A 22,346-nucleotide genomic window follows, 5' to 3' on the forward strand; every position below is an offset into this window, starting at 1 on the left:
CCGCCGGTCGTTGTACGTGGTGGCGGACGTGAAGGCCGGTGAGCCGGTCACCGCGGACAACGTTCGCTCCATCCGACCCGCCAACGGTCTTGCTCCGGACACCTTCGGCATCGTGGAGGGACGCACGTTCACGCAGGACGTCCCCAAGGGCACGGCCCTGTCCTGGGACCTGGTGTAACGGGCACATGACCGACCCGCTGCTGTCCGTCGTCGTACCCTTCTACGACGTCGAGGAGTACCTGCACGACTGCCTGGAGTCCATCCGCCGGCAGACCTACTCCAACCTCGAGGTCGTCCTCGTCGACGACGGCTCACCCGGTCGCTCACCGGAGATCGCCGACGCCTTCGCGGCCGGCGACTCACGGTTCCGGGTGCTGCACATCGACAACTCCGGACCCGGGCCTGCCCGTAACCGGGGCATCGCCGAGGCCACCGGCGCGTACCTGGCCTTTGTAGACGGCGACGACCTCGTCCCCCGCGACGCGTACCGCACGATGATGGACGCCCTGAGCCGTTCGGGCTCCTCCTTCGTCCTGGGCAACGCCAAGCGCTTCAGCCGCACCTCCGGCGTTCGTCCGTCGTGGACGCACGCGCCGCTGTGCACCTCGACCCGGCTGGCCTCCCACATCCTGGAGAAGCCGGTCTTCGTCCGCGACCGGATGCTGTGGAACCACATCTACCGCCGCGACTTCTGGGACGACAACGGCTACGAGTTCCCGGCGATCCGGTACGAGGACTACCCCGTCGCGCTCAGCGCGCACCTGGACGCGCTCACCGCGGACGTGCTGCAGACGCCGGTCTACTACTGGCGCGAGCGTGAGTCCGGTGACTCCATCACCCAGCAGGTCTTCCGGTACGACAACCTGCTGGACCGCGTCGTGTCCGCCGAGATGATCTTCGACATCCTCGACCGGAAGGCCTCCCCCGAGGTCCGTCGTGCCGCCCACGAGTACCTCGCCGGCATCGACCTGACCGCGATCGCCCAGGCCTTCGCGGTCGTGCCCGACGAGGACGTCGACCGTACGGTGGGGCTCGGCCAGCGGCTGGTCAGCCGGCTGGACATCAGCATGTCGACCCGCCCGCGCTTCGACCAGATCCAGTGGCACGCCCTGCGCGACGGCGACGCGGACCTGCTGCGCGAGCTCGCGCGGTTCCGCGACGAGGGCGGCCTGGTCGGCAACGGCTCGGTCCGCCGGCTGCGGACTCGCCCGTGGCGCTTCGCGGCCGACTTCCCCGGGCGCGGCCGGTCGAGCGCCTCGTCGCGCGCATACACCTTCCCGGCGACAACTCTGCGGCTGCGCAGCAGCGTCACGCAGGTCCGCTGGGACGGGCAGGACTGCCTCCTCGAGGGCACGGCGGAGATCGCCCACCTGCCGATGGCCGAGCCCAGCTCCCTGCGGATCAACCTGGTGAACGGGATCGTGCGCATCCCGCTCGAGGTCGAGCGGTTCGACACCGTCGACCAGCACGCCGGCGTCAGCCGGGTCGGGTTCCGCACGCGGGTCCCGCTCGGTGAGCTGGCGAGTGCGTACGAGCTCATCTGGCCGCTGCGGTTCGAGCTCGACCTGACCGTCACCGACGTCCGGCGCGTCGGCCCGCTCGCCGGCGCCCGCGAGGGCAGCCCCACCTTCCCGGGCGGCCACTGGCTGACCGACCGGGAGTGGGTACAGCCGGGTCGGGGCGCCCAGAACGCCTACCTGCTGCACCGCGTGCCCGATCCCGTGGTGCTCTCCCACGTCGAGCCCGACTCGGACGGCCTGCTCCTGCAGATCCTGCACCCGGACCGGCTGCAGCGGGCGGCGCTGAAGATCGACCGCCCGTCGGGCCCGGTGCTGCTGCCGGGCGAGGTCGAGCCGGACGGCGACGGCACCCGCGTCACGATCCGCATGCCCGCGAAGACGGTCCTGGACGGGGACCTCCCGGACGACCCGTTCACCCTCCGGTCGCTGCGCGCGATGCGCCTGGAGTCCGACCTCGGACCCCAGAACCTGGCCTGGCCCGACCACGTCGAGGCGGCGTCGGTCGAGCACGGTGACGAGCTGCTCTCGTTGGTGCGCACGATGTTCGGCCTGGTCAACGTCGTGCACGGTCCGGCGAACCCCTCCGCCGTCCGCGCCTCGATCGAGGCCGGCGCGGTCACCGTCACCGGGCGCGAGTGGACCAGCCTGCCGATCGAGGCCATGAGCTGGCGGCGCTTCTTCCCCGGCTCCGACAGCTACGTCGACGTCCCGTGCGACATCCGGCGCGACGAGCAGGGCTGGAGCGTCACGACCCCCTCGGCCCGGCTCATCCCCGAGCAGGACCAGCCGCTGCAGCCGGGCGCGCCCGCGGGCGAGTGGACGCTGTTCGTGACCCTGCCGACCGGTGACTCGGCGGTGGCCTGCCAGGCGGGCCTCGCCGCACATCTTCCGCTGACGTGGGACCAGGACGGGCGCTCGATGGTGCTGACCACGATCGCCGACACCCTCCGTCTCCAGGTACGGTGAGGCCCCGATGCACCCGCACAACCGTTACTACGGCCAGAACCAGGTCCTCGCCGTCTACGTCGGCGACATCGACCGCTTCTCCCCGCCGAGCATCCCCGGTCACCTGCAGCACGACTGGGACCTCGTGCACGACTGCTCCGACGCCACCCGCCTCGGTCCGGGTCGCACGGCGTACCTGTGGAGCGGCGCGGCCGCCCGTCGCCGCTCCGCCCGCGGCGGCAGCGGCCAGGTCGTCATCGGCGCCCCGTGGCTCTACCTGCTGGAGCTCGACCTCGAGGAGATGCCGCGTCCGGCGCCCGACCCCGAGGACGACCCGACCGCCGCGGAGGTCACCGTCGCGCCGGCCGGCACGCTCTGGCTCCCCCGGCACGACCTGAGGGGCGAGCACGCGGCCCGTCGGCTCGCCGCCGAGATCGTCGAGCGCGAGACCGGCCCGGTCACCGTGGCGCTGAGCCACCGCGACCACGCCGTGCCCCAGCTGCGCCAGGCGTACCTCGACACGGGTCTGAGCGTCGTCACCCTGGGCGAGCGGGAGGACGAGGGCGGCACCGACGATCCTCGCTACCTGCTGCGGCTGCTGGAGCTGATGCGGGCCCACCGAAGCGTCGCCTCGAACACCCTCGACGCGCTCGTGCTCTACGCCGCGGCCGCCGGCCTCTCCGCGCAGGTCTACGGGGACGCCCCGGACGGTCCGAGCGCCGCGCACCGCGACGAGGCGGCGGTCCGCGGCAGCAGCACGTCCGCCACGCTCAACGACATCGCCGACCGCGAGCTCGGTCGCCGCCACCTGATGCCGAGCGCCGAGCTGAGCGCCGTCCTGGAATGGAGTCCCCGTGCCTGACCCCGCCGTGCCCACGTATGCCGTCGCACCGGCCCTGCTCAGGGACGTCCTGCCCCGGGTCGAGTCGGCGTACGTGCTCGGTCTGCCCAGCCCGGAGGTCCTGAAGCTGGTCGCCGAGCGCAGCCGGGCCACCACGCTGCTGCTGGCCTGGGACGACAAGGAGCCCGCCGAGCTCCCGGAGTCGGTCACCCTCGAGCACGCCGACCTGCGCGACCTCGCCGGGCGCGCGGACGCCCGGCGCCCGCTGGTGCTCGCGCCGCGCGGCCTGGACGTCCTGCTGCCGGCCGGCGACCCCACGCCGTGGGCGGACCGGCTCGACCTCGTCGCCGCGCTGACCACGACCGGCGGCACGCTGCTCACCTACTGCCGCAACGACGCACCCCTCGGAGCGCTCGGCCGCGGCGGCATCGACTGGACCCCGGCCGACGAGGACCCCACCCGTCCGGTGGCGGCGAGCGACCTGGGGGCCGCGCTGGCTCGTGTCGGTCACCCGGTCACCACCGTCCACCTCCTGTACGGCGTCGCCTCCCGCACCGCCGCGGCGGTGTCGGACACCTGCGCCGCACGCACCCGAGCCGGCTCCCTGCCCGCCCAGGTGGTCGAGCACGTGGCGGCGGCCGACCCCGCACCGACCTCGGTCCCGGCGTCACAGCTGGTCACGACGGCCGTCCGTACCCGCCAGCTCTCGCAGCTGGCCGACGGCTGGCTGACGCTGTCCGGCGGCCGCGGCCGCGACCTGTACTGGACCGTCGACGGCGCCGTCGTCTGGGCCGACCAGGAGGCAGCCGGCGCGGACTGGGTGCTCGGCGGGGACGCCACCGCGGCCGCGGTGCTCCCCCAGCGGGTTCCCGACAGCGACACCGTGGAGCGCCACCTGCTGCAGCAGGTCGCCCGCGGCGACCTGGAGACCTTCCGCCGGACCGCCGAGCGGCTGGGGCACTGGGTCCGCAGCAGCGCCGACCCGGGCGAGACCCGCGAGCTGCGCTGGGACGAGGTGCGCCTGGTGGGCACGGAGTTCTCCCGCGGGATCGCGCTACGCACCGAGCTGGTCGGCGAGGTGCCCGAGACGCCCGGCAGCGACGAGGACACCGACCGCGAGCCGCACGGCGCCATCGCCCCGACGACGTCCGAGCGGCGACTCGCGGGCGCGTGGGCCAGGTTCGCCGAGCGCGTGGAAGGGTCCACCGACGGGATGTGGCCCACCCTTTTCGACCGCCACGAGCTGACCTCGCTGTGGCTGTCGATGTCCGGCGTGTCACCCGAGGCCGTCGCGCTGATGGCGACCTCCACGACCGAGCCGGACGAGGACGCCGCCGTCGGCGCCGGCCGCGCCACGGCACTGGCCGACCGCATCGCGCTGCTCACCGAGACCCTCGACGCCCGCGACGAGCAGCTGCGCGTCCGCGAGGCGCGGATCCGCAGCCTGCGCGCCCAGGCGCTCGGCGCCTCCCGCAACCGGGACAAGGCGTTGCGGCGACTGAGCGAGCTGCGCGGCTCGCGTACCTACCGCCTGGCCAACCAGTTCCGCCGGGCCAGCCTGCTCGCCCGTCCGCGGGTGCTCGCCAAGGGCGTCGCCCGCCGGGCGGAGTCGAAGGTGCGCGCCGTACGACGGATGCGCTGACACCACGACGACCCTGCGGACGCCGCAGCACGAAGCCCGGAGCACTGCTGCTCCGGGCTTCGTCGTCGGTGGGCTCCCGCCGGCTCAGCGGCCGCCGCGGTCCCGGACCTTGCGCACCGGGCCGATCAGCAGGTTGCCCGCGCGATAGGTGATCGAGCGCCGGACGTCCTCGGCGGACGACCGCAGGAGCTCCTGCTGGCGCACGACCCGCTTGAGCTCCTCGTCGTGCCGGGCGGTCCGCAGCCGCATCTCCCGCTCACGGGTGTTGAGCCGGTCCTCGAACCACTGGGCGCGCGAGGCCAGCGCGGTGTTGGTCTCGGTGAGTCGCTCGATGACCGCCAGCAGACCCGGCACGTCGTACGCGGGGAGCGCCGGCTCCCGGCTCTCCGTCCCGACGAGCGCCTCCAGGTCGGGGTGCGGCGCCAGCTCGGCCATCGCGCCCATGATCGACATCATGGTCCGGTCGTCGGTCGCCGACGGCCACGGGTGCCGGGCGCCGCGCGCGCGGATCACCCGCACCAGGTCCGCGAGGCCCTCCCACGCGGCGTCCTCGGCGCTGCCGCGCAGCACGCCCGGGTCCAGCGCGACCAACCCGTCGTCGGCGACGAGGACCGCGTCCATGCGGATGTCGCCGACCCGGTCGCCCGCGGACGTACGCGTCGGCCGGCCGGCCAGCCAGCCGGCGTACCGACGCAGGAGCGACCGCAGCGCGGGCAGGTCGTGGACGGCGCACGCGTCCAGGACGTGCTCGGACAGCAGCCGCGAGCCGGTCGGCACCTCGACCGGCTCGGCCACGGCGACGCCGTCCCGCTCGGTCAGGATCGCGCCGTCCCGCTCGGTGTAGGTGACGACCTCGCCCGACGGCGTCGTCGCGGTGATCGTCGCGACGTCCTCGTCGGCTGCACCCGAGCCCGCGCCGGCGACGACGAACCACCCCGAGGCGAGGTCGGGCAGGCGGCCCGACAGCACCGCCGCACGGGTGACCCGGGTCGGGTCAGCGCCCACCCGGCGGAACGCCGCCGAGCCGAGCGTCGCTGCCGCGAGCAGGGTGTCCATCTGCGGGGAGAACGACCGGGTGCCGGTCGCGATGACGGCCTGGTCCTCCCAGGCGGGCAGCCCGATGCCGAGCCGGCGCACGACCAGGCCGGCGTCGGCGAGGACCCCGGTCAGCGCGGCCTCGGTCCGCGGGCGACCGGTGTCGAAGGTGGCGGTCGCCGACCACGTCGCGTCGTCGTTGGAGGTGTACCGCGAGCGCAGCGAGCCGATCCGGTGCAGGCCCAGCTCGTTCTCGACGCCGAGCAGGAGCGTGCCGCCGTCGGCCAGCAGCGCGCGGACCGCGTCGAACACCTCCTGCCAGTCCAGCACCTCGGTCTCCAGGGAGAGCACGCGCGCCATGTCATCGAGCGCGATGACCAGGTCGAACGGCTCCGGCGCCTCGGGCAGGTGCGCGACGCTGCCGCACACGACCTCGGTCCCCTCGCACTCCAGCAGCGCGTTGCCGATCAGTACGGCGTCCGGGATCGACCGGGTGAACACGGTGAGGTGGGCGACCTGCCCGGCGAGGCCGGTGATCAGGTCGAGCGGGTGCGGGCCGACCAGGGCGACGCGGGCGTCCGGTCGCAGCTGCTGCTCCACGTAGGTGCGCGCAGCCGCACTGGCGCCGCCGCCCGGTGCGTGCTCAAGGTCCGACCAGCGCTGCATCGCCCCTTTCACCAGGGTCACGTTCGCGGGTCGGTCACTCGTCACGGTCGCGGTCATGCGCTCTCCTCGCGTCTCATCAGCCACTCCTGCTCCCAGCCGAGGACCAGGACCATCTCCTCGGGCGACAGCATGGCATCGCGCCCGAGCTCGACATCGGCAACCTCTCGGGCGACCCGTGCGTCGATGTCCCTCCCGTGCAGCTCCGGGTAGGTGTGCTCCAGCAGGTCCGTCCCGTTGAAGCCGGTCTTGACCCCGACCAGGTCCATGGGGTCGCCGTACACCGCCGGCTGCAGCCCCAGCGAGGACCCGTAGAAGATCGCGCTGCTCAGCCGGTTGGACGCGATCCGGCGGTGGCGGCGCAGCTCACCGAGCTGCTCGGACAGGAAGCGGGGGTTGCCGCCCGTCCACTTCACCCCGCGCGTGCCGTGGCTGATCACCCGGAACCCGGCGTCCTCGTACTTGGCACGCACCGCCGGGATCTCGTACTCGACGTAGTACAGGCACATGGTGACCGGGCCGGTCTCGGTCTCCTTGATCTCGTCGATCAGCCGGTCGTGGTCACCGGAGACGGCCTCGTAGTCGACCGTGCCGTGGAAGGGGTACCAGATGGTGCCCTCCGGCTCCGGGGCATCGGGCTCGTGCGGTGTGATGCGGTCCAGGTAGAGCATCGGAGCGCCGGTGACGTAGTAGTCACGCCAGCCCACGGCCTGCCCGCGGCGCCGGTTGACGTCGGCCCAGACGTACTTGGTGAAGCCGTGCGGTGGCTCGTGGCCCGCGCCGAAGCCGTGCACGAAGGTCCAGCCATGCTGGATGACGCCGTTGATGCGGGGTGGGTAGTCGAAGCCGAGCCCGCAGTACTGCGACCAGATGTGGGCATGTCTGTACCAGTGGTTGCTGGAGTCCATCTCAGCCGAGCTCCTGGGTCGCCGGGGTCGAACGTCGTTCCTGCGGCACGGGCTCGCCGGACGACACTCCATCGTCCCATCCGAGAGCGTGCGCGAGCATCCTGGGGGGCAGCGTCTCGTCCAGGCCGAGCTCGCGGGCCGCCACGCCGGCGGCGACCTCCGCGGGGACGGCGTCCTGGTGCATCTGCGGCAGCAGGCGTTCCTGGCGGGCCATGCCCCCGAGCACGGCGTGGTCGTTCTCCAGGACCATCGGGTCGCCGTACACCCCGACCTCGGCGCCCACGCTCGCGGCGTACAGCAGCGCGCTGCCCATCCGGTTGCTGACCACGCGACGGTGGCGGCGCAGCTCGATCAGCTGATGGTCCAGGAAGTCGACGTCGCCGCCGGTGTACATGTGGCCGCGACGGCCGTGGGTGATCACCCGGAACCCCTTCTCCTCGTACGTCCGACGGATCTGCGGCTGCTCGAAGTCGTTCCAGTACAAACACATCGTGAGCGGTACGTCGCCCTCCCGCTCGCGCACCTGGTCGGCGTACGCGGCGTGGTCGCCGACGATCTGCTGCCCCTCCCAGCCGTGGAACGGGTAGACGATCGTGCCCTCCCGAGGGGAGTCCGCCGCCTCCGGGACCACGGTCAGCAGGTAGGCCCAGGGTGAGCCGATCACCACGTAGTCGCGCAGCCCCAGAGCCCAGCCGCGGCGGGCCACCGCCTCGGACCAGACCAGCTTGGGTCGGCCCGGGACGAAGTCGTGACCCACCGCGAACCCGTCGTGGGTGTTCCAGCCGTGCTGGAGGTAGCCCCAGATGGTCGGCGCCTCGGCGAGACCGCAGTAGCGCGCGAGGATCTGCGCGTGCCCGTAGAAGTGGTTCGCGTGGTGCACCGGCTCAGGCGCCGACGAACTCGCGCACCAGCTCGATCACCCGGTCGACGTCCTCGTCCTTCAGGTCGGGGAACATCGGCAGGCTGATCTCCTGCTCGGAGTACGCCTCGGCCACCGGGCACATGCCCTTGCGATACCCGCGCTCGGCGAAGTACGGCTGCCAGTGGACCGGGATGTAGTTCACCTGGACGCCGATGCCGCTCTCCCGCAGGTGGTCGAACAGCTGCCGGCGACGGCCGTCGAGGATCCGCAGCGGGTAGAGGTGCCACATCGGGTCCGCGCCCGCCCGGTGCGCCGGGGTCCGCAGCACGTCGATGCCCGCGAGACCCGCGTTGTAGCGGTCGGTGACCGCCTGGCGGCGCTTCTTGAACGCGTCGAGCCGCTTGAGCTGGTTGGAGCCAAGTGCGGCCAGGACGTCCGGGAGCCGGTAGTTGAGACCGAGCTCCTGCATCTCGTAGTACCAGCCGCCCTGGTCGCCCTCGGCGCGCCACCGGCTCTGGTCGCGGGTGTAGCCGATGGCCTTGAACTCGCTCGCCCGGCCCAGCAGCGCCTCGTCGTGGGAGACGACCGCGCCGCCCTCGGCCGTGGTGAGGTTCTTGGTCGGGAAGAACGAGAACGTCGTCACGTCGGCGAGCGAGCCGACCGGCGTGCCGTCGAGCGAGCCGCCGACCGAGTGCGCCGCGTCCTCCAGGAGCAGGGCACCCGCGTCGTGGGCGACCTTCGTCAGCGCCGGGGCGTCGATCGGGTGACCCGCGTAGTCGGTCCCGGCCACGACCGCGGTCCGGTCGGTGACCGCGGCCGCCGCGGCGGCGGGGTCCAGGTTGCCGGTGTCCTCGCTGACGTCGGCGAACACGATCGTCGCGCCCTGCCAGATCGCGCACGTCGCGGTGGCGAAGAAGGTCAGCGGCGTGGTGACGACCTCGTCGCCCTCGCGCACCTGCGCGGCGGCGTACGCCGTGTGCAGGGCGGCCGTGCCGGAGGTGACCGCGACGGCACCGGGCGTCCCGGCGATCCCGGCGATGTCCCGCTCGAACTGGGCGAGCGCCGGCCCGGTCGTCAGCCAGTCACCGCGCAGGACCGCGGCGACCGCCTCGATGTCGGACTCGTCGACGGACTGACGACCGTAGGGAAGCAAGGATCAGACTCCCGACTCGATCACCTTGCGGATGTCCTCCGCGGAGTACCACAGATCGTTCTTGTCCGAGGCGCAGTGGAAGCCCTCGGGCACCGGCTTGGCGTCCTGGATGGGCTGGTAGCCCCAGGAGGCGAGCTCGGGCTCCAGGACGTAGTACTTGCCGTCCATGACGATGACCGCGCGACGACCCTCCTCCGGAGAGATCATCTCCTCGTGCAGCTTCTCGCCCGGGCGCAGGCCGATGTCGTGCATCTTGGCGCCGGGCGCGATCGCCTGCGCGAGGTCGGTGACCTTGTGCGAGGGGATGTGCGGCACGACCAGCTCGCCGCCCTGCATCATCTCGAAGGTGTCCAGGACCATCTGGACCGCCTGCGGCAGCGTGATGAGGAACCGGGTGCAGCGCAGGTCGGTGATCGGCAGCGACTCGCCGGCCTCGTGCAGCGCCTTGAACTTCGGGATGATCGAGCCGCGCGAGCCGGTCACGTTGCCGTACCGGACGACCGCGAAGCGGCTCGGGTAGGCGGCGGCGTAATGGTTGCCGAGGATGAACAGCTTGTCGGCGGTCAGCTTGGTGGCGCCGTACAGGTTGATCGGGCTGGACGCCTTGTCGGTCGAGAGCGCGACGACCTTCTTCACGCCGGAGTCGATGGCCGCCTCGACGACGTTCTGGGACCCCAGGACGTTGGTCTTCACGAACTCGAACGGGTTGTACTCGCCGGTGTCGACCTGCTTCAGCGCCGCGGCGTGCACGACGTAGTCGATGCCATGCATGGCGCGCTTGAGGCGGTCCAGGTCGCGGACGTCACCGATGAACCAGCGCAGCCGGGGGTCGTCGTCGAACTTCTGGCGGACCTCCCACTGCTTGAGCTCGTCGCGGGAGTAGATCACCACGCGGGCGGGCTCCAGGTCCTCCAGGAGCCGGGTGATGAACGCCTTGCCGAACGACCCGGTGCCGCCGGTGACGAGGATGGATGCTCCCTTGAGGATGCTCACGCAACTACTCCCACAGATGGTCTGACTGGCTGGCCCGGCCGCAGGCGGCTGCAGGCCATCGCAGAGGTTATCAGTCGGGATCCTACGATTCCGGCATGACCGAGGCGCCCACCAGCCATGTCGTCCTGCGCTGTGACGCACATCCCTCCTTCGGCGTGGGACACCTGGTCCGCTGCCTGGCCCTGGCTCAGGAGCTGCTGGCGCGGGGCTCGCGGGTGACGCTGCTCGGTGGTCTCGGCGGGATCGCGTGGCTGGAGCGGCTGGTCGCCGACAGCGCAGTGCCGGTGATCCCGCCGGCCGACGAGATCGGCTCGGTGTGCGCCCAGGTCGTGGACCTCGGTGCGGACGCGGTCGTCCTGGACGGCTACCACCTGCAGCCCGCGCTCGGCGAGGCGCTGCGCGAGGCCGGCGTGACCGTCCTGGCGATGGTCGACGGCGAGTTCGGGGCGGTCCAGGAGGCGGACGTCTACATCGACCAGAACCTCGGCGCCGTCCCCCACACCGGCGGACCGGACGGCTCGCTCGCCCTCGCCGGGGTCGAGTACGCGATGTTCCGCGACAGCGTCCTGGACCGCCGCCGCACCGGGACGGTGCCGGCGCACCGGCCGCCCCGGGTCCTCGCCGTCTTCGGCGGTACCGACCCCTACGATGCGGCCCGTACCGTCGTCCCGCAGGTCCTCGACCTCGGTGAACCGGTCGAGCTGACCGTGGTGGCCGCCCGCGAGGAGGTCCGCACGGCGCTGGCGGCACTGCCCACCGGCCCGGGCCAGACGGTCCACGCGATCGAGCCGGTGGCCGACCTGGCGGCCCTGGCGGTCGAGCAGGACCTGGCGATCAGCGCCTCCGGCTCCTCGGTCTGGGAGCTGCTGTGCCTGGGTGTTCCGACCGCGGTAGTGTGCGTCGCCGACAACCAGCGGCTGGGGTACGAGATGACCGTCGCCGAGGGTGTCGTCGTCCCGGTCGGGGTCCTGGACGACCTGCGCGCCCTGGGGTCGGTTCCGCCGGGAGTGCGCCGGCTGCTCACCGACACCGACCACCGCGCCGACCTCGCGCGCCGGGGTCGGGCACTGGTCGACGGCGAGGGACGCGCGCGCGTCTCGACCGCTCTGCTGAACCTGACCCGCAGGGGTCATTGACACGACCCGGGGGGACCGGTTCATGCGTCTGGACGTCCGCACTCCGCTGCGCCTGCTGCCGGCCGTGCTCACGCTCGGACTGGCGTTCGCGCTCCTGTCCGTCACCCAGGTGCCGGCGACGGACTCCGTGCTCTACCTGCTGGCGACCCTGTGGACCGTGCTGCTGCCCGGAGTGCTGGTGCACCGCGCGGCCCGCGGGCGCTGCGACACCCTGCTGGCCGAGCTCACCGTGGGCTTCGTGGTCGGTCTGGGCCTGCAGCTGGTCGCCTGGGGCGTGGCCGTCGGGGTGGGGCACGGCCGGGCGATCCTGCTCTACCCCGCACTGGTCCTGCTCGTCTTCGCGGCCGTCCCGGCGCTGCGGCCGCACCTGCGCCCGCAGCGTCACGAGCGACGGACGCCCGTGCCCGTCGCCTGGGCGCTGGCGGCGCTGTGCTCCGCGTCCTTCGTCGTGGTGGGGCTCTGGACGTTCCGCTCGACGCCGCTGCCCCCGCGGACCGGCCTGTGGTACCAGGACCTCTACTGGCACCTGGCGATCAGCGCCGAGGCCCGTCACTCGGTGCCACCCCAGGTGCCCCAGCTCGGGGACGAGACGCTGAGGTACCACTGGTTCGCCAACGCCCACATGGCCGCCGGCTCGCTCACCTCCGGCGTCGACATCGTCACCGTGACCGCCCGCCTGTGGTACCTGCCCGTGTACGCCGCCATCGTCCTCACGACGTACGCGCTGTGCGTCCGCCTGTCGCGGCGACCGTGGGCCGGCGTCCTGGCGGCCGCGCTGCTGCTGGTCCCCGCGTCGGTGCAGCCGCTGCACTGGGTGGCACCGGTCGCCGTCGGGGCGTTCCTCCCCGAGTCGCCGTCCCAGCTGTTCGGGCTGCCGGTCGTCGCCGTGACGGTGTACCTGCTGCTGGACGCGTTCCGGGGCCGGCTGAGCGGCGGCGGCTGGGCCCTGCTCGTCCTCATGCTGTGTGTGTGCGCGGGCGCCAAGTCCTCCATCCTGCCGACACTGGCCGGCGGGTGCGGCATGGTCCTGCTCGCCGGTCTGCGCGACCGGGACCGGCGTCGGCGGGCCTTCCTCGGCTGCGCCGCGGTCGTCCTCGTCACCGCCGCCACCTCGACCGTCCTCGCGGGCGGCAGCAGCGGCTCGAGGCTGGGCTTCGGCGCCACCGTCCAGCACATGGCGCCCTACGAGACGATGAACCGGGCCGGCATGATCGGCGGCTACAAGGCGGTCATCGCTGCCGCCCTGATCGCCCTGCTCGTCATCCAGTTCGCGTTCGCCGCTCCTCTGCTCGCCCTGCTGCGGGCGGCCGCTCCGGCGACGCGCGACGCCGTCTGGTTCCTGCTCGGCACGTTCGTCGCGGCCCACGCCGCGATGCAGCTCATCGACCACTCCTCGATGTCCCAGATCTACTTCATGCGCGGCATCCTCCCGCTCGTCGCCATCGGCGGCGCGTGGGGCGCGGTGTCGCTGGTGGACCGTGCTCGCGAGCACGCCACCCGGACCCAGGTCGTCGGGGCGGCCCTGGCCGGGGCGGTCGTGCTGACGCTGCTCACGCTGGGCGTGCGCGCCTGGAACGGCGACGTGCTGCCGACCCGCGGCCGGGTGATCGCCCTGCGGCTCTACGCGGTGGTGGGCGTGTGGGTCCTCCTGGCCGTCGCCGTCGTGCTCGCGGCGTGGCTCCTGCGCCGTCGCGGACGTGCGGTCGCGGCGGCTCTGGTCGGCGTGGGAGCGGCGGCGGGGCTGCTGGCGGTGGCCGTCGTACCCGCCCTTCCCGACAACCAGCTCGTCGACGCCGGCGTGGCCCTCGACCGCCGGCCGGACCACCGGCTGCTGCCCGCTGAGGTCGCCGCGACCACCTGGCTGCGCCAGCACGTCCCGACCGCGGACCGCATCGCCACGAACGTGTACTGCCGGGTCCCCACCCGCACCCGCACCGGCTGCGACGCGCGGGCGTACTGGGTGACCGGGCTCGGCGCCCACGCGGCCTACCTGGAGGGATGGGCGTACACCGACCAGAACCAGGCGAACGTCGTCGCAAGCTCGCGCTTCACCTACTTCCGGCCGTTCTGGGACCAGGAGCGGTACCGGCTCAACAGCGCCGCGTTCAGGCGCCCCACACCCACTGTGCTGGCCCGCCTCCACGACGAGGGGGTCCGGTGGCTGCTCGCCGACACCGCCGCGTCGCCGGTGTCGCCCGCGCTGTCCCGGATGGCCGAGCCGCGGTTCCGCCAGGGCGCGGTCACGATCTACCGGCTGCACGAGCTGTCGACCCGGACCGCACGCGTCGGGCAGCCCTGACCGGCCGGGCGCGGGGCCGGCGCGGGTAGCCTTCCCGGGTCAGTCCACCCCTCTCCCGGAGGTCACCCCGGTGCCACGCACCCGCGTCGTGATCCAGTCACGGCTCAACTCCTCACGTCTGCCCGGCAAGGCCCTGATGACGGTCGCCGGCATGCCGCTCATCGAGCTCGTCGCCCGGCGCGCGTCGCGCAGCGGTCACGAGGTGGTCGTGGCGACCAGTGACGAGCACTACGACACCCGGATCGCCGACCACCTCGCCACGGTGGGGATCCCGGTGATGCGGGGCGACCTCGACGACGTCCTCGGCCGGTTCGTGGCAGCGACCCAGGACCTCGCGCCCACCGACCGCGTCGTCCGGCTCACCGGCGACAACCCCGTGATGGACGCCGACGTCGTGGACGAGCTCCTCGCCGCCATGGACGAGAGCGGCCACGCGTACGGCCGGGTCGACATCGACGTCGTCCCGGAGGGGCTCGGCGCCGAGGCGTTCTGGGTCTCCGACCTGCGCCGGGCCGCCGAGTCGACCACCGACCCGTACGACCGTGAGCACGTCACCCCGTGGCTGCGCCGCGAGCTGGGCGAGCTGCTGTTCGCCCCTGAGGGCAACCCCGGCGACCCGCGGCGCTTCCGCTGCTCCGTCGACAACCTGAACGACTTCGACCGGGTCTCCCGCATCTTCGCCACCACGAACGATCCCGTGGGCATCTCCTGGCACGAGCTCCTCGAGGTACTGCGCGAGGAGGTCGAGGCCGAGGGCGCCACCGTCCCCCTCCGCGGCCCCGAGGACTGGCAGCAGAGCGCCTTCGTGCTGGGCGGCGTCCACCTCGCCGGCACGGACGCCCCGGCCGCGCCCGAGGTCCGCTCCCTGCTCATCACCGCGGTGTCCCGGGGCGTGACGCACGTCGACGTGGGACGCGCCGACGGGCCGTCGATGAAGGTGCTGCGCGCCAACCTCAACCCTCAGCTCACCCGCCGGCTGGGGTACCTGTGCCGCCTGCGCCCGCTGCGCGGTGGCGGTGCGCTGGCCGTCGAGGCGAGCCTGGAGCGGACGTTCGCCGAGATGGGCGAGCGTCGCGTCGCCGCGGCCCTGGTCTCCGGCCCCGAGGACGCCGACGAGGCGGCCTGGGAGCGGCTGCGGGAGTACCAGCGCACCGGCGAGGTCGGCCGCATCGGCGTCGCGCTGTGGTCCGGCTCCGAGATCGACCAGGCGCTGGCCCTGCCCGGGATCGGTTACCTGGAGCTGCCGTTCAACGTGCTGGACGACCTGCCCGAGGAGGCCCTGGAGGCGTTGCGGGCCGCCGACGTCGTGGTCTGCAGCCACCACACCTTCGCCGGCGGTGCCCTGCTGGGCGACGACCACCCGGCCCTGCCGACGCTGAGCGCGCTGTCCGAGGAGCTCGGCCGCGACGGCGTGGACGACCTCTGCGTCGCGTTCGTGCTCGGGCACGACGTCATCACCTCCGCGATCATCGGCTGCGCCGACGACGCCCAGGTGCGGCACGTCGCCGACCTCGTCGCCCGGCCGCCGCTCGGCCCGGACGAGATCGCGCGCGTGCGCGCGGCCCTGGCCGGAGCGGCGCGATGACGCCCGACGCGGTGCTGCTGCAGATGCTGCGCACGGACCCGGCACGCCCGCGCGTGACCTACTACGACGACGCCGAGGGACCCACGCAGGGCGAGCGCATCGAGCTGTCCGCGAAGGTGCTGGCCAACTGGGTCGCCAAGGCCGGCAACCTCCTGCAGGACGAGCTGGACGCCGGCCCCGGGACGGTGGTCGGTCTGGACCTGCCCGCCGAGCACTGGCGGACGTTGTACTGGGCGCTCGCCGCGTGGGCGGTCGGGGCGACCGTCTCGACGACGACCGCCGGGGCCGACGTCGCGGTGACGAGCGATCCGGGCGCCGAGGGCGCCGACGTCGTCGTCACCCTCGCCGCGCTCGCCCGGCGCTCGCCGGAGCCGGTCCCGGCCGGGGCCGTCGACGAGGCCAGCGAGCTGGCGACGTACGGCGACCGGCTCGCCGCGTACCAGGAGCCGGCGCCGTCCGACGCCGCGCTGCGGACACCGAGCGGCGACACCACCTACGAGAGTCTCGTCGCGATCGGTAGCGGTACGGCCGGACGGCGCGCCCACGTCTCCGGCGACCTGGAGCACGTGCTGCGCGAGACGCTGGCGACCTGGGCGGACGACGGCTCCGTGGTGCTCGTCCGGGACGCGGACCAGGCTCGGCTGCCCGAACGGCTCGCCGCGGAGGGCGTCACCGACCGCATCTGATCGATGTGGGGTGCGCCACGTCGGGCGGGCGGGCGTCGCTACAGTCCCGCCCATGGACAAAGTCGTCTCAACCGCCGCCGAGGCCATCGCGGGCATCAGCACCGGGTCGTCCCTCGCCGTCGGTGGTTTCGGACTCTGTGGCATCCCGAGCGCGCTGATCCGCGCCATCCACGAGTCCGACGCCACCGACCTCCAGATCATCTCCAACAACTGTGGGGTCGACGACTGGGGACTCGGGATCCTGCTGCAGGACAAGCGCATCGCTCGGATCACCGCCTCGTACGTCGGCGAGAACAAGGAGTTCGCGCGGCAGTACCTCGAGGGTGAGCTGGAGGTGCACCTGACACCGCAGGGCACGCTGGCCGAGAAGCTGCGCGCGGGCGGTGCCGGCATCCCGGCCTTCTACACCGCGACCGGCGTCGGCACCCAGGTGGCCGAGGGTGGCATGCCGCTGCGGTACGCCTCGGACGGGACGGTCGAGAAGGCGTCCGAGCCCAAGGAGACCCGCCGGCTCACGCTGGGCGGCGAGACCGGTGAGTACGTCCTGGAGGAGGCGATCGTCGCCGACTACGGCCTCGTGCGCGCCTGGAAGGGCGACCGCCACGGCAACCTGGTGTTCCGGACCAGCGCCCGCAACTTCAACCCGCTGTGCGCCATGGCCGGCCGGGTCAGCATCGCCGAGGTCGAGGAGCTCGTCGAGCCGGGCGAGCTCGGCCCCGACGAGATCCACCTGCCGGGCATCTACGTCCAGCGCGTCCTGGCCCTCACGCCCGAGCAGGCGGCCGAGAAGCGCATCGAGCGCGTCACGACCCGCCCGGCCCCCGAGGGCTCGCGGAGCGACCCCTCGACCTCTCCCTCCACTCCCTCGACCCCGCAGGAGCGCTGACCATGGCACTCACCCGTGAGCAGATGGCCGCCCGCGCCGCCCAGGAGCTCGTGGACGGCGACTACGTCAACCTCGGCATCGGCCTGCCGACCCTGGTCCCGAACTACGTCGCCGACGACGTCGAGCTGGTCCTGCAGTCCGAGAACGGCATCCTCGGCGTCGGCGCGTACCCCATCGCCGGCCAGGAGGACCCCGACCTGATCAACGCGGGCAAGGAGACCGTCACGCTGCGGCGCGGCGCGGCGATCTTCGACTCGGCGACCTCGTTCGGAATGATCCGCGGCGGCAAGGTCGACGCCGCGATCCTCGGCGCCATGCAGGTGTCGGCCAAGGGCGACATCGCCAACTGGATGATCCCCGGCAAGATGGTCAAGGGTATGGGCGGCGCGATGGACCTGGTCCACGGCGCCAAGAAGGTCATCGTCCTGATGGAGCACGTCGCCAAGGACGGCTCGCACAAGATCGTGGACGAGTGCAGCCTCCCCTACACCGGGAAGGGCGTCGTGCAGCGGATCATCACCGACCTGGCCGTCATCGACGTCACCGCCGATGGGCTGGTCCTGTGCGAGCTCGCGCCGGGCGTCAGCGAGGACGAGGTCCGGGAGAAGACCGGACCGGCCCTCAGCTCTGGCTCATGATGTCGTCGTTGTACTGATCCAGGACGGCGTCCATGTCGCCGTCCTGCACGACGGCGCCCCCTTTGAGGTAGAGACCTCGAGTGCAGAAGCGCTTGAGGTCTCCCTCGGAGTGGGACACCAGGAACAGCGTGCGGCCCTGCTCCAGCAGTGCCTCCATCCGGTCGTAGCACTTCTCGCGGAAGGCCTTGTCGCCGACCGCCAGCACCTCGTCGACCAGGATGATGGGCTCGTCCAGGCAGGTGATGACGGCGAAGCCGAGGCGCACCTGCATGCCCGAGGAGAAGTGCCGGAACGGCTTGTCGATGCCGTCGCGCACCTGAGGGCCGGCGAACTCCACGATCTGGTCGAACCGCTCGTCCACCTGCTCGGTGGACATGCCGTGCAGACCGGCGGTGAGGTAGATGTTCTCGCGCGCGCTCAGCTCGCCGATGAAGCCACCGGTGAGCTCGATGAGCGGCGCGACTCCCTCGCGTACCCGTGCCCTGCCCTCGTCGGGCAGCAGCGTGCCCGCGATCATCTTCAGCAGGGTGGACTTGCCCTCACCGTTGCCGCCGACGAGACCGACGGCCTCGCCGCGGCCGACCTCGAACGAGACGTGGCGCAGCGCCCAGAACGTCTCCTTGTTGTGGCTGGTGCCACCGCGGTAGATCATCTCGCGCAACGACAGCTTTCGCTTGCGTCCGCGGAGGAACTCGATGCCGAGGTCCTCGACCGTGATCACCGGCTGGTCGGGCGCGGTGCGCCACTCGACGACGTCAGTCACGTCAGATCTCCTTCAGAACGGCCGGCTCGAGCTTGCGGAACACCCACAGCCCGAACGCCAGCCACGCGAACGACACGATCGTCGCCGTGATCCACGCCCAGCCGTCGACGCCGACCTTGCCGGACAGCCCGACCCGCCACATGTCCATGATCCCGACGAGCGGGTTCCAGACCATGAGGTCGCGGGCCCACGGGAGCTTGTCGTCGACCAGCTCCATCGAGTACACGATCGGCGTGAAGTAGAACAGCATGCGCAGCACGATCCGCACGATCCGCACGAAGTCGTCGACCAGGGCGGTGACCGGCGCCATGACCAGGCCCATCCCGACGCACAGCACGAACTGCAGCAGGAGCGCCGGCACGATGGCGATCAGGCGCTCGTTCAGGCTCAGGTTGCCGGACCCGAGGTCGGCACCGAACAGGATGAGCACCACGAACAGCACCAGCACCGGCAGCGACAGCAGGAACTCGATGCCCTTGGCGATCACGACCCGGATGACCCACATCTCGCGCGCGATGTTGGTCGAGCGCACGAGGAGGCGTTCGGCGTACAACGCGCGGGCGGTCTCGTTGATGGAGTTGTTGAACCAGTTCCACGGCAGCATGCCGGCGAGCAGGTAGACGATGAAGACGAGGTCGTCACTACCGGTCGTGCGGCCGAACAGCACGCCGAAGACGAAGAAGTAGACCAGGCCCATCGCCAGCGGGTCGATGAGCGTCCACACGTAGCCCAGCCAGCTGCGGGCGTACCGCACGCGCAGATCCCGGCGGACCAGGGTGTCGAGCACCTTGCGCTGTGACCAGATCCCCGCCAGCCGCGTGGTCTCCATACCGTCCTTGCCTGAATCTCGTCGTACCTGGAAAAGCGCGCTCCGCGAGCGCGCCGAGTCAGGCTACCGCTCCGTCGCTGGGAGCCTGCTGAACCTCACCCGGCAGGACGTCGAGCTCCTCCAGGCGGACCCGGCTGGTGAGGAAGCCCCAGCCCCAGGTCATGTGCATCGTCGCCAGCACGGCCGGCATCCGGGCCATGACGGCGGGGCCGTCGGCGCGGCTGATCGCCACACCGCCGACGGTGACGGCCGCGGCGTACGCGGCCGGGACGAGCCACAGCGGCTGCCAGACCAGGCCGCCGAGCAGACCGCCGGTCACGGCGACCAGGGCCGTCGGGGGCGCGAGGTAGCGCAGGTTGATCGACCCGCGGTGCTGGCGTGCCACGACGCGGCGCCACCGGCCGTAGTCGCGGTACTGACGGCCCAGCGCACGGAACGAGCCGCGCGGGCGGTACTCGACCCGCAGCTGCGGGGTGAACCAGACCAGGCCCCCCGCCTGACGGATCCGGTAGTTCATCTCCCAGTCCTGGGCGCGGCTGAACCGGCTGTCGTAGCCGCCGACGCGGCGCAGCCACTCGCGGCGGAACACGCCGAGGTAGACGGTCTCGGCCTCTCCGGCCTCACCGCCGAGCTTGAACCGGGCGCCGCCCACACCGAGCCGGGACTTCATCGCCGTGGCGACGGTCCGCTCGAACGGCGTCACGCCGACCGCGTCCATGATGCCGCCGACGTTCGCGGCACCGGTCTCCTGCAGGACCCGGGCCGCGGTCTCCAGGTAGTCCGGGGACAGGATGCCGTGCCCGTCCACCCGGACGACGACGTCGTACGAGGCGACGGCGAGCGCGGCGTTGAGCGCATCGGGGGTACGTCCGCTGGGGTTGTCGACCAGGTGCACCCGGCCGTCGGCCGCCGCGAGCTGCTCGGCGACCTCGTGGGTGCCGTCGGTGCTGGGGCCGATGGAGAGGATCACCTCGACCGGCCCGGGCGCGGGCTGGCGCAGCACGGCCTCGACGGCGTGGGCGAGATGCCGCTCCTCGTTCAGGATCGGCATGACGACGGAGATCCCGGTCGAGGAGACGGCAGGGGCGCGGTCGGTGAGGTCCTCAGTCATGGCTGCACGAGATTACAGGTGCCGACACGCCCCGTACGCCCCACCCGCCACGGCTCGCCTCGTCGGACGTCCGGGCGCCGCTCACCTCCTGCGGTTACCCTGTCGCGGTGCCTCAGGACGAGCAGGAGCGACGCCGCCCGTACCGACCGGGTGGGCGTCCCAGCCCCGAAGACGCCTACACCGTCGACCCGCGCCGGGGAGACCCCCGACGCGGTGCCCCGGCTCCCGGTGGGAGACCCGGCGGCGGTCGACCGGTGCCACCCCGCGGCTCCGACGACCCGGGAGCCACGCAGGCGATGCCGACGAGGCCGCCCCGGCGGGCGCCCCAGCGAGGACCGGCGGCGCCGTACGACCAGCACGGGTACGACCAGCAGGCCGGCGACCGCACGCAGCGGATGCCCGCCGGTGGGCGCCCGGTCGCCGCGGCGGCCGGACCCGTCGAGGACGACGGCCGCGGCGCCTACCCGCCGGGCGGACCGGCTGGACCGGGCGGTCCCGGCGGGCCTCGGGAGCCCGGTGGTCCGGGCGGCCCGCGGCAGCCTCGCGGCCCCGAGCCCGTGGCCGCGCCACGCCCCCGACGCCGGCGCCGGTGGACGAAGTGGCTCGCCGCGTTCCTGGTGATCCTGCTGCTGTGGGTCGGCGCCATCGCCTGGGCCGGACACGCGGTCTGGGGCAAGGTCGCCAAGGTGGACGCCATCCCGACCGGTGAGCGTCCGGCCGAGGGCAAGGGCACGAACATCGTCCTGGTGGGCTCCGACAGCCGCGAAGGGCTCACCACCGAGCAGAAGCGCGACCTCGGCACCGGCTCGGCTGCCGGGCGGCGGACCGACTCGATCATGCTGCTGCACATGCCGGAGAGCGGCGACCCGACGCTGGTCAGCCTCCCGCGCGACAGCTACGTGAAGATCCCGGGCCACCGGCGCAACAAGATCAACGCCGCCTTCTCGGTCGGCGGCCCGCAGCTGCTGGTGCAGACCGTCGAGGGCGCGACCGGCATGCACGTCGACGGCTACATGGAGATCGGCTTCGGCGGGTTCGCGTCGGTCGTGGACTCCGTCGGCGGCGTCCGGATGTGCCTGCCGAAGGCGATGAAGGACGAGAAGGCGCACATCGACCTGCCGGCCGGTTGCCAGAACCTCGACGGGAAGAACGCACTCGGGTACGTCCGGGCCCGCTACTTCGACCCGCTGGGTGACCTCGGCCGCGCCAAGCGGCAGCGGGAGTTCCTCGGCGCCCTGATGAAGAAGATGGCCTCGCCCGGCAACGTGATCAACCCGTTCAAGCTCAAGAGCATGGGCGCGTCCGGCGCGCAGGGTGTCGCGGTCGACAAGGACATGTCGCCCTGGGGTGCGCTGAAGGTGATGCTCGCCCTGAAGAACCTCTCGGGCGGCAAGGGCCAGTCCATCCAGGTGCCGGTCGCGGACAACAACTACTCCACGCCCGCTGGGTCCGCGGTGAAGTGGGACGCGGACAAGGCCACCGCGCTGTTCGACGCGCTCAACAAGGACCAGTCCCCCAACGTCGCACCCTGACGGGGGTCGCATCCCAACGGCAGAAGGTTCGAGCGTCAGGACGCTCGAACCTTCTGCCGTTCCTGCGCCGAGCGCACGCCACGCTCGACCTGGTCCATGAACCGGTCCTGCTCCAGGCGCCACCCCAGCACGGGGATGCGCAGGGTCACCGTTCCGTCGAGGCGGACCGCGTTTGTCCCGCAGCGCGTCCGCAAACCATCGCGAGCCCACGGCCATGGTGGGCACCATCGATCTCGACCGCGAGCCCGAGCTCCTCCCAGGCGACATCGAGGTAGATCCGGCCGCCCGGCCCCCGTCGCACCACCTGCCGCGACGGCGC

19 protein-coding genes are annotated in these 22,346 nt (G+C 72.4%); 11 read left to right on the forward strand and 8 right to left on the reverse strand.

Features of this window, described 5'->3' with window-relative positions; all coding sequences use genetic code 11:
• The first annotated feature begins 10 nt into the window (after nucleotides 1-10).
• From P4R38_RS01730 to P4R38_RS01745, 4 genes are read left to right on the forward strand one after another with little or no spacing between them, the layout of a single operon-like run.
• Nucleotides 11-178, forward strand: coding sequence for an SAF domain-containing protein (locus P4R38_RS01730; RefSeq protein ID WP_346770730.1), 168 nt, complete (start codon nucleotides 11-13; stop codon nucleotides 176-178).
• A 7-nt stretch (nucleotides 179-185) separates the two neighbouring features.
• Nucleotides 186-2,486, forward strand: coding sequence for a glycosyltransferase family 2 protein (locus P4R38_RS01735; RefSeq protein WP_277190781.1), 2,301 nt, complete (start codon nucleotides 186-188; stop codon nucleotides 2,484-2,486).
• A 7-nt stretch (nucleotides 2,487-2,493) separates the two neighbouring features.
• Nucleotides 2,494-3,327, forward strand: coding sequence for a hypothetical protein (locus tag P4R38_RS01740; protein ID WP_277190782.1), 834 nt, complete (start codon nucleotides 2,494-2,496; stop codon nucleotides 3,325-3,327).
• The gene (locus tag P4R38_RS01745; protein WP_277190783.1) at nucleotides 3,320-4,948 is read left to right on the forward strand and encodes a hypothetical protein; all 1,629 of its coding nucleotides are present in this window, start codon (nucleotides 3,320-3,322) and stop codon (nucleotides 4,946-4,948) included. The genes P4R38_RS01740 and P4R38_RS01745 overlap by 8 nt, the downstream gene beginning before the upstream one ends.
• Nucleotides 4,949-5,032: 84 nt before the next feature.
• Here P4R38_RS01745 and P4R38_RS01750 read toward each other — a convergent pair whose 3' ends face one another.
• The 5 genes from P4R38_RS01750 to pseB are packed head-to-tail and all read right to left on the reverse strand — an operon-like array spanning nucleotide 5,033 to nucleotide 10,562.
• Complete coding sequence (locus tag P4R38_RS01750; RefSeq protein WP_277190784.1) at nucleotides 5,033-6,706, reverse strand: class I SAM-dependent methyltransferase; 1,674 nt, start codon at nucleotides 6,704-6,706, stop codon at nucleotides 5,033-5,035.
• Nucleotides 6,703-7,554 (reverse strand): hypothetical protein, encoded by an 852-nt coding sequence (locus P4R38_RS01755; protein ID WP_275239599.1) that lies wholly within the window; start codon nucleotides 7,552-7,554, stop codon nucleotides 6,703-6,705. Before P4R38_RS01755 ends, P4R38_RS01750 begins: the two co-directional genes overlap by 4 nt.
• A gap of 1 nt (nucleotide 7,555) precedes the next feature.
• Nucleotides 7,556-8,434: a hypothetical protein gene (locus P4R38_RS01760; RefSeq protein ID WP_277190785.1), complete on the reverse strand. Its 879-nt coding sequence runs from the start codon at nucleotides 8,432-8,434 to the stop codon at nucleotides 7,556-7,558.
• A gap of 4 nt (nucleotides 8,435-8,438) precedes the next feature.
• Nucleotides 8,439-9,569 (reverse strand): DegT/DnrJ/EryC1/StrS family aminotransferase, encoded by a 1,131-nt coding sequence (locus tag P4R38_RS01765; RefSeq protein WP_277190786.1) that lies wholly within the window; start codon nucleotides 9,567-9,569, stop codon nucleotides 8,439-8,441.
• A 3-nt stretch (nucleotides 9,570-9,572) separates the two neighbouring features.
• Nucleotides 9,573-10,562, reverse strand: a complete 990-nt coding sequence (gene pseB, locus P4R38_RS01770) for a UDP-N-acetylglucosamine 4,6-dehydratase (inverting) (RefSeq protein WP_277190787.1) — start codon at nucleotides 10,560-10,562, stop codon at nucleotides 9,573-9,575.
• A gap of 95 nt (nucleotides 10,563-10,657) precedes the next feature.
• Here pseB and P4R38_RS01775 point away from each other — a divergent pair, with 95 nt between their 5' ends.
• The 6 genes from P4R38_RS01775 (at nucleotide 10,658) to P4R38_RS01800 (ending at nucleotide 17,792) form a co-directional block, all read left to right on the forward strand.
• Nucleotides 10,658-11,698 (forward strand): PseG/SpsG family protein, encoded by a 1,041-nt coding sequence (locus P4R38_RS01775; RefSeq protein WP_277190788.1) that lies wholly within the window; start codon nucleotides 10,658-10,660, stop codon nucleotides 11,696-11,698.
• Nucleotides 11,699-11,720: 22 nt separating this feature from the next.
• Complete coding sequence (locus P4R38_RS01780) at nucleotides 11,721-13,997, forward strand: hypothetical protein (protein ID WP_277190789.1); 2,277 nt, start codon at nucleotides 11,721-11,723, stop codon at nucleotides 13,995-13,997.
• 70 nt (nucleotides 13,998-14,067) lie between these two features.
• The gene (locus P4R38_RS01785) at nucleotides 14,068-15,582 is read left to right on the forward strand and encodes an aldo/keto reductase (protein WP_277190790.1); all 1,515 of its coding nucleotides are present in this window, start codon (nucleotides 14,068-14,070) and stop codon (nucleotides 15,580-15,582) included.
• Complete coding sequence (locus tag P4R38_RS01790) at nucleotides 15,579-16,268, forward strand: TIGR03089 family protein (RefSeq protein WP_277190791.1); 690 nt, start codon at nucleotides 15,579-15,581, stop codon at nucleotides 16,266-16,268. Before P4R38_RS01785 ends, P4R38_RS01790 begins: the two co-directional genes overlap by 4 nt.
• A 52-nt stretch (nucleotides 16,269-16,320) precedes the next feature.
• Nucleotides 16,321-17,154, forward strand: a complete 834-nt coding sequence (locus tag P4R38_RS01795) for a CoA transferase subunit A (RefSeq protein ID WP_277190792.1) — start codon at nucleotides 16,321-16,323, stop codon at nucleotides 17,152-17,154.
• A gap of 2 nt (nucleotides 17,155-17,156) precedes the next feature.
• Nucleotides 17,157-17,792, forward strand: coding sequence for a CoA transferase subunit B (locus tag P4R38_RS01800; RefSeq protein WP_277190793.1), 636 nt, complete (start codon nucleotides 17,157-17,159; stop codon nucleotides 17,790-17,792).
• Here the strand turns inward: P4R38_RS01800 and P4R38_RS01805 are convergent.
• The 3 genes from P4R38_RS01805 to P4R38_RS01815 are packed head-to-tail and all read right to left on the reverse strand — an operon-like array spanning nucleotide 17,776 to nucleotide 20,495.
• Nucleotides 17,776-18,555 (reverse strand): ABC transporter ATP-binding protein, encoded by a 780-nt coding sequence (locus P4R38_RS01805; RefSeq protein ID WP_277190794.1) that lies wholly within the window; start codon nucleotides 18,553-18,555, stop codon nucleotides 17,776-17,778. The genes P4R38_RS01800 and P4R38_RS01805 overlap by 17 nt on opposite strands.
• A gap of 1 nt (nucleotide 18,556) precedes the next feature.
• Nucleotides 18,557-19,384: an ABC transporter permease gene (locus P4R38_RS01810; RefSeq protein WP_277190795.1), complete on the reverse strand. Its 828-nt coding sequence runs from the start codon at nucleotides 19,382-19,384 to the stop codon at nucleotides 18,557-18,559.
• Nucleotides 19,385-19,442: 58 nt separating this feature from the next.
• Complete coding sequence (locus P4R38_RS01815; protein WP_277190796.1) at nucleotides 19,443-20,495, reverse strand: glycosyltransferase family 2 protein; 1,053 nt, start codon at nucleotides 20,493-20,495, stop codon at nucleotides 19,443-19,445.
• 296 nt (nucleotides 20,496-20,791) lie between these two features.
• Between P4R38_RS01815 and P4R38_RS01820 the strand changes: the two genes are divergently transcribed.
• On the forward strand, nucleotides 20,792-22,027 hold the full coding sequence (locus tag P4R38_RS01820) for an LCP family protein (protein WP_277190797.1): 1,236 nt from the start codon (nucleotides 20,792-20,794) through the stop codon (nucleotides 22,025-22,027).
• Nucleotides 22,028-22,346: the final 319 nt, after the last annotated feature.

Origin of the sequence: Luteipulveratus flavus, from assembly GCF_029439465.1 — a bacterium.
Taxonomy (GTDB): Bacteria; Actinomycetota; Actinomycetes; order Actinomycetales; family Dermatophilaceae; genus Luteipulveratus; species Luteipulveratus flavus.

Excerpts from the sequence above, each read along its gene's own strand:
- P4R38_RS01735 (WP_277190781.1), top strand. The coding sequence starts at position 186 with ATGACCGACCCGCTGCTGTCCGTCGTCGTACCCTTCTACGACGTCGAG.
- P4R38_RS01740 (WP_277190782.1), top strand. The coding sequence starts at position 2,494 with ATGCACCCGCACAACCGTTACTACGGCCAGAACCAGGTCCTCGCCGTC.
- P4R38_RS01750 (WP_277190784.1), bottom strand. The coding sequence starts at position 6,706 with ATGACCGCGACCGTGACGAGTGACCGACCCGCGAACGTGACCCTGGTG.
- P4R38_RS01755 (WP_275239599.1), bottom strand. The coding sequence starts at position 7,554 with ATGGACTCCAGCAACCACTGGTACAGACATGCCCACATCTGGTCGCAG.
- P4R38_RS01775 (WP_277190788.1), top strand. The coding sequence starts at position 10,658 with ATGACCGAGGCGCCCACCAGCCATGTCGTCCTGCGCTGTGACGCACAT.
- P4R38_RS01780 (WP_277190789.1), top strand. The coding sequence starts at position 11,721 with ATGCGTCTGGACGTCCGCACTCCGCTGCGCCTGCTGCCGGCCGTGCTC.
- P4R38_RS01790 (WP_277190791.1), top strand. The coding sequence starts at position 15,579 with ATGACGCCCGACGCGGTGCTGCTGCAGATGCTGCGCACGGACCCGGCA.
- P4R38_RS01795 (WP_277190792.1), top strand. The coding sequence starts at position 16,321 with ATGGACAAAGTCGTCTCAACCGCCGCCGAGGCCATCGCGGGCATCAGC.
- P4R38_RS01800 (WP_277190793.1), top strand. The coding sequence starts at position 17,157 with ATGGCACTCACCCGTGAGCAGATGGCCGCCCGCGCCGCCCAGGAGCTC.
- P4R38_RS01810 (WP_277190795.1), bottom strand. The coding sequence starts at position 19,384 with ATGGAGACCACGCGGCTGGCGGGGATCTGGTCACAGCGCAAGGTGCTC.
- P4R38_RS01815 (WP_277190796.1), bottom strand. The coding sequence starts at position 20,495 with ATGACTGAGGACCTCACCGACCGCGCCCCTGCCGTCTCCTCGACCGGG.
- P4R38_RS01820 (WP_277190797.1), top strand. The coding sequence starts at position 20,792 with ATGCCGACGAGGCCGCCCCGGCGGGCGCCCCAGCGAGGACCGGCGGCG.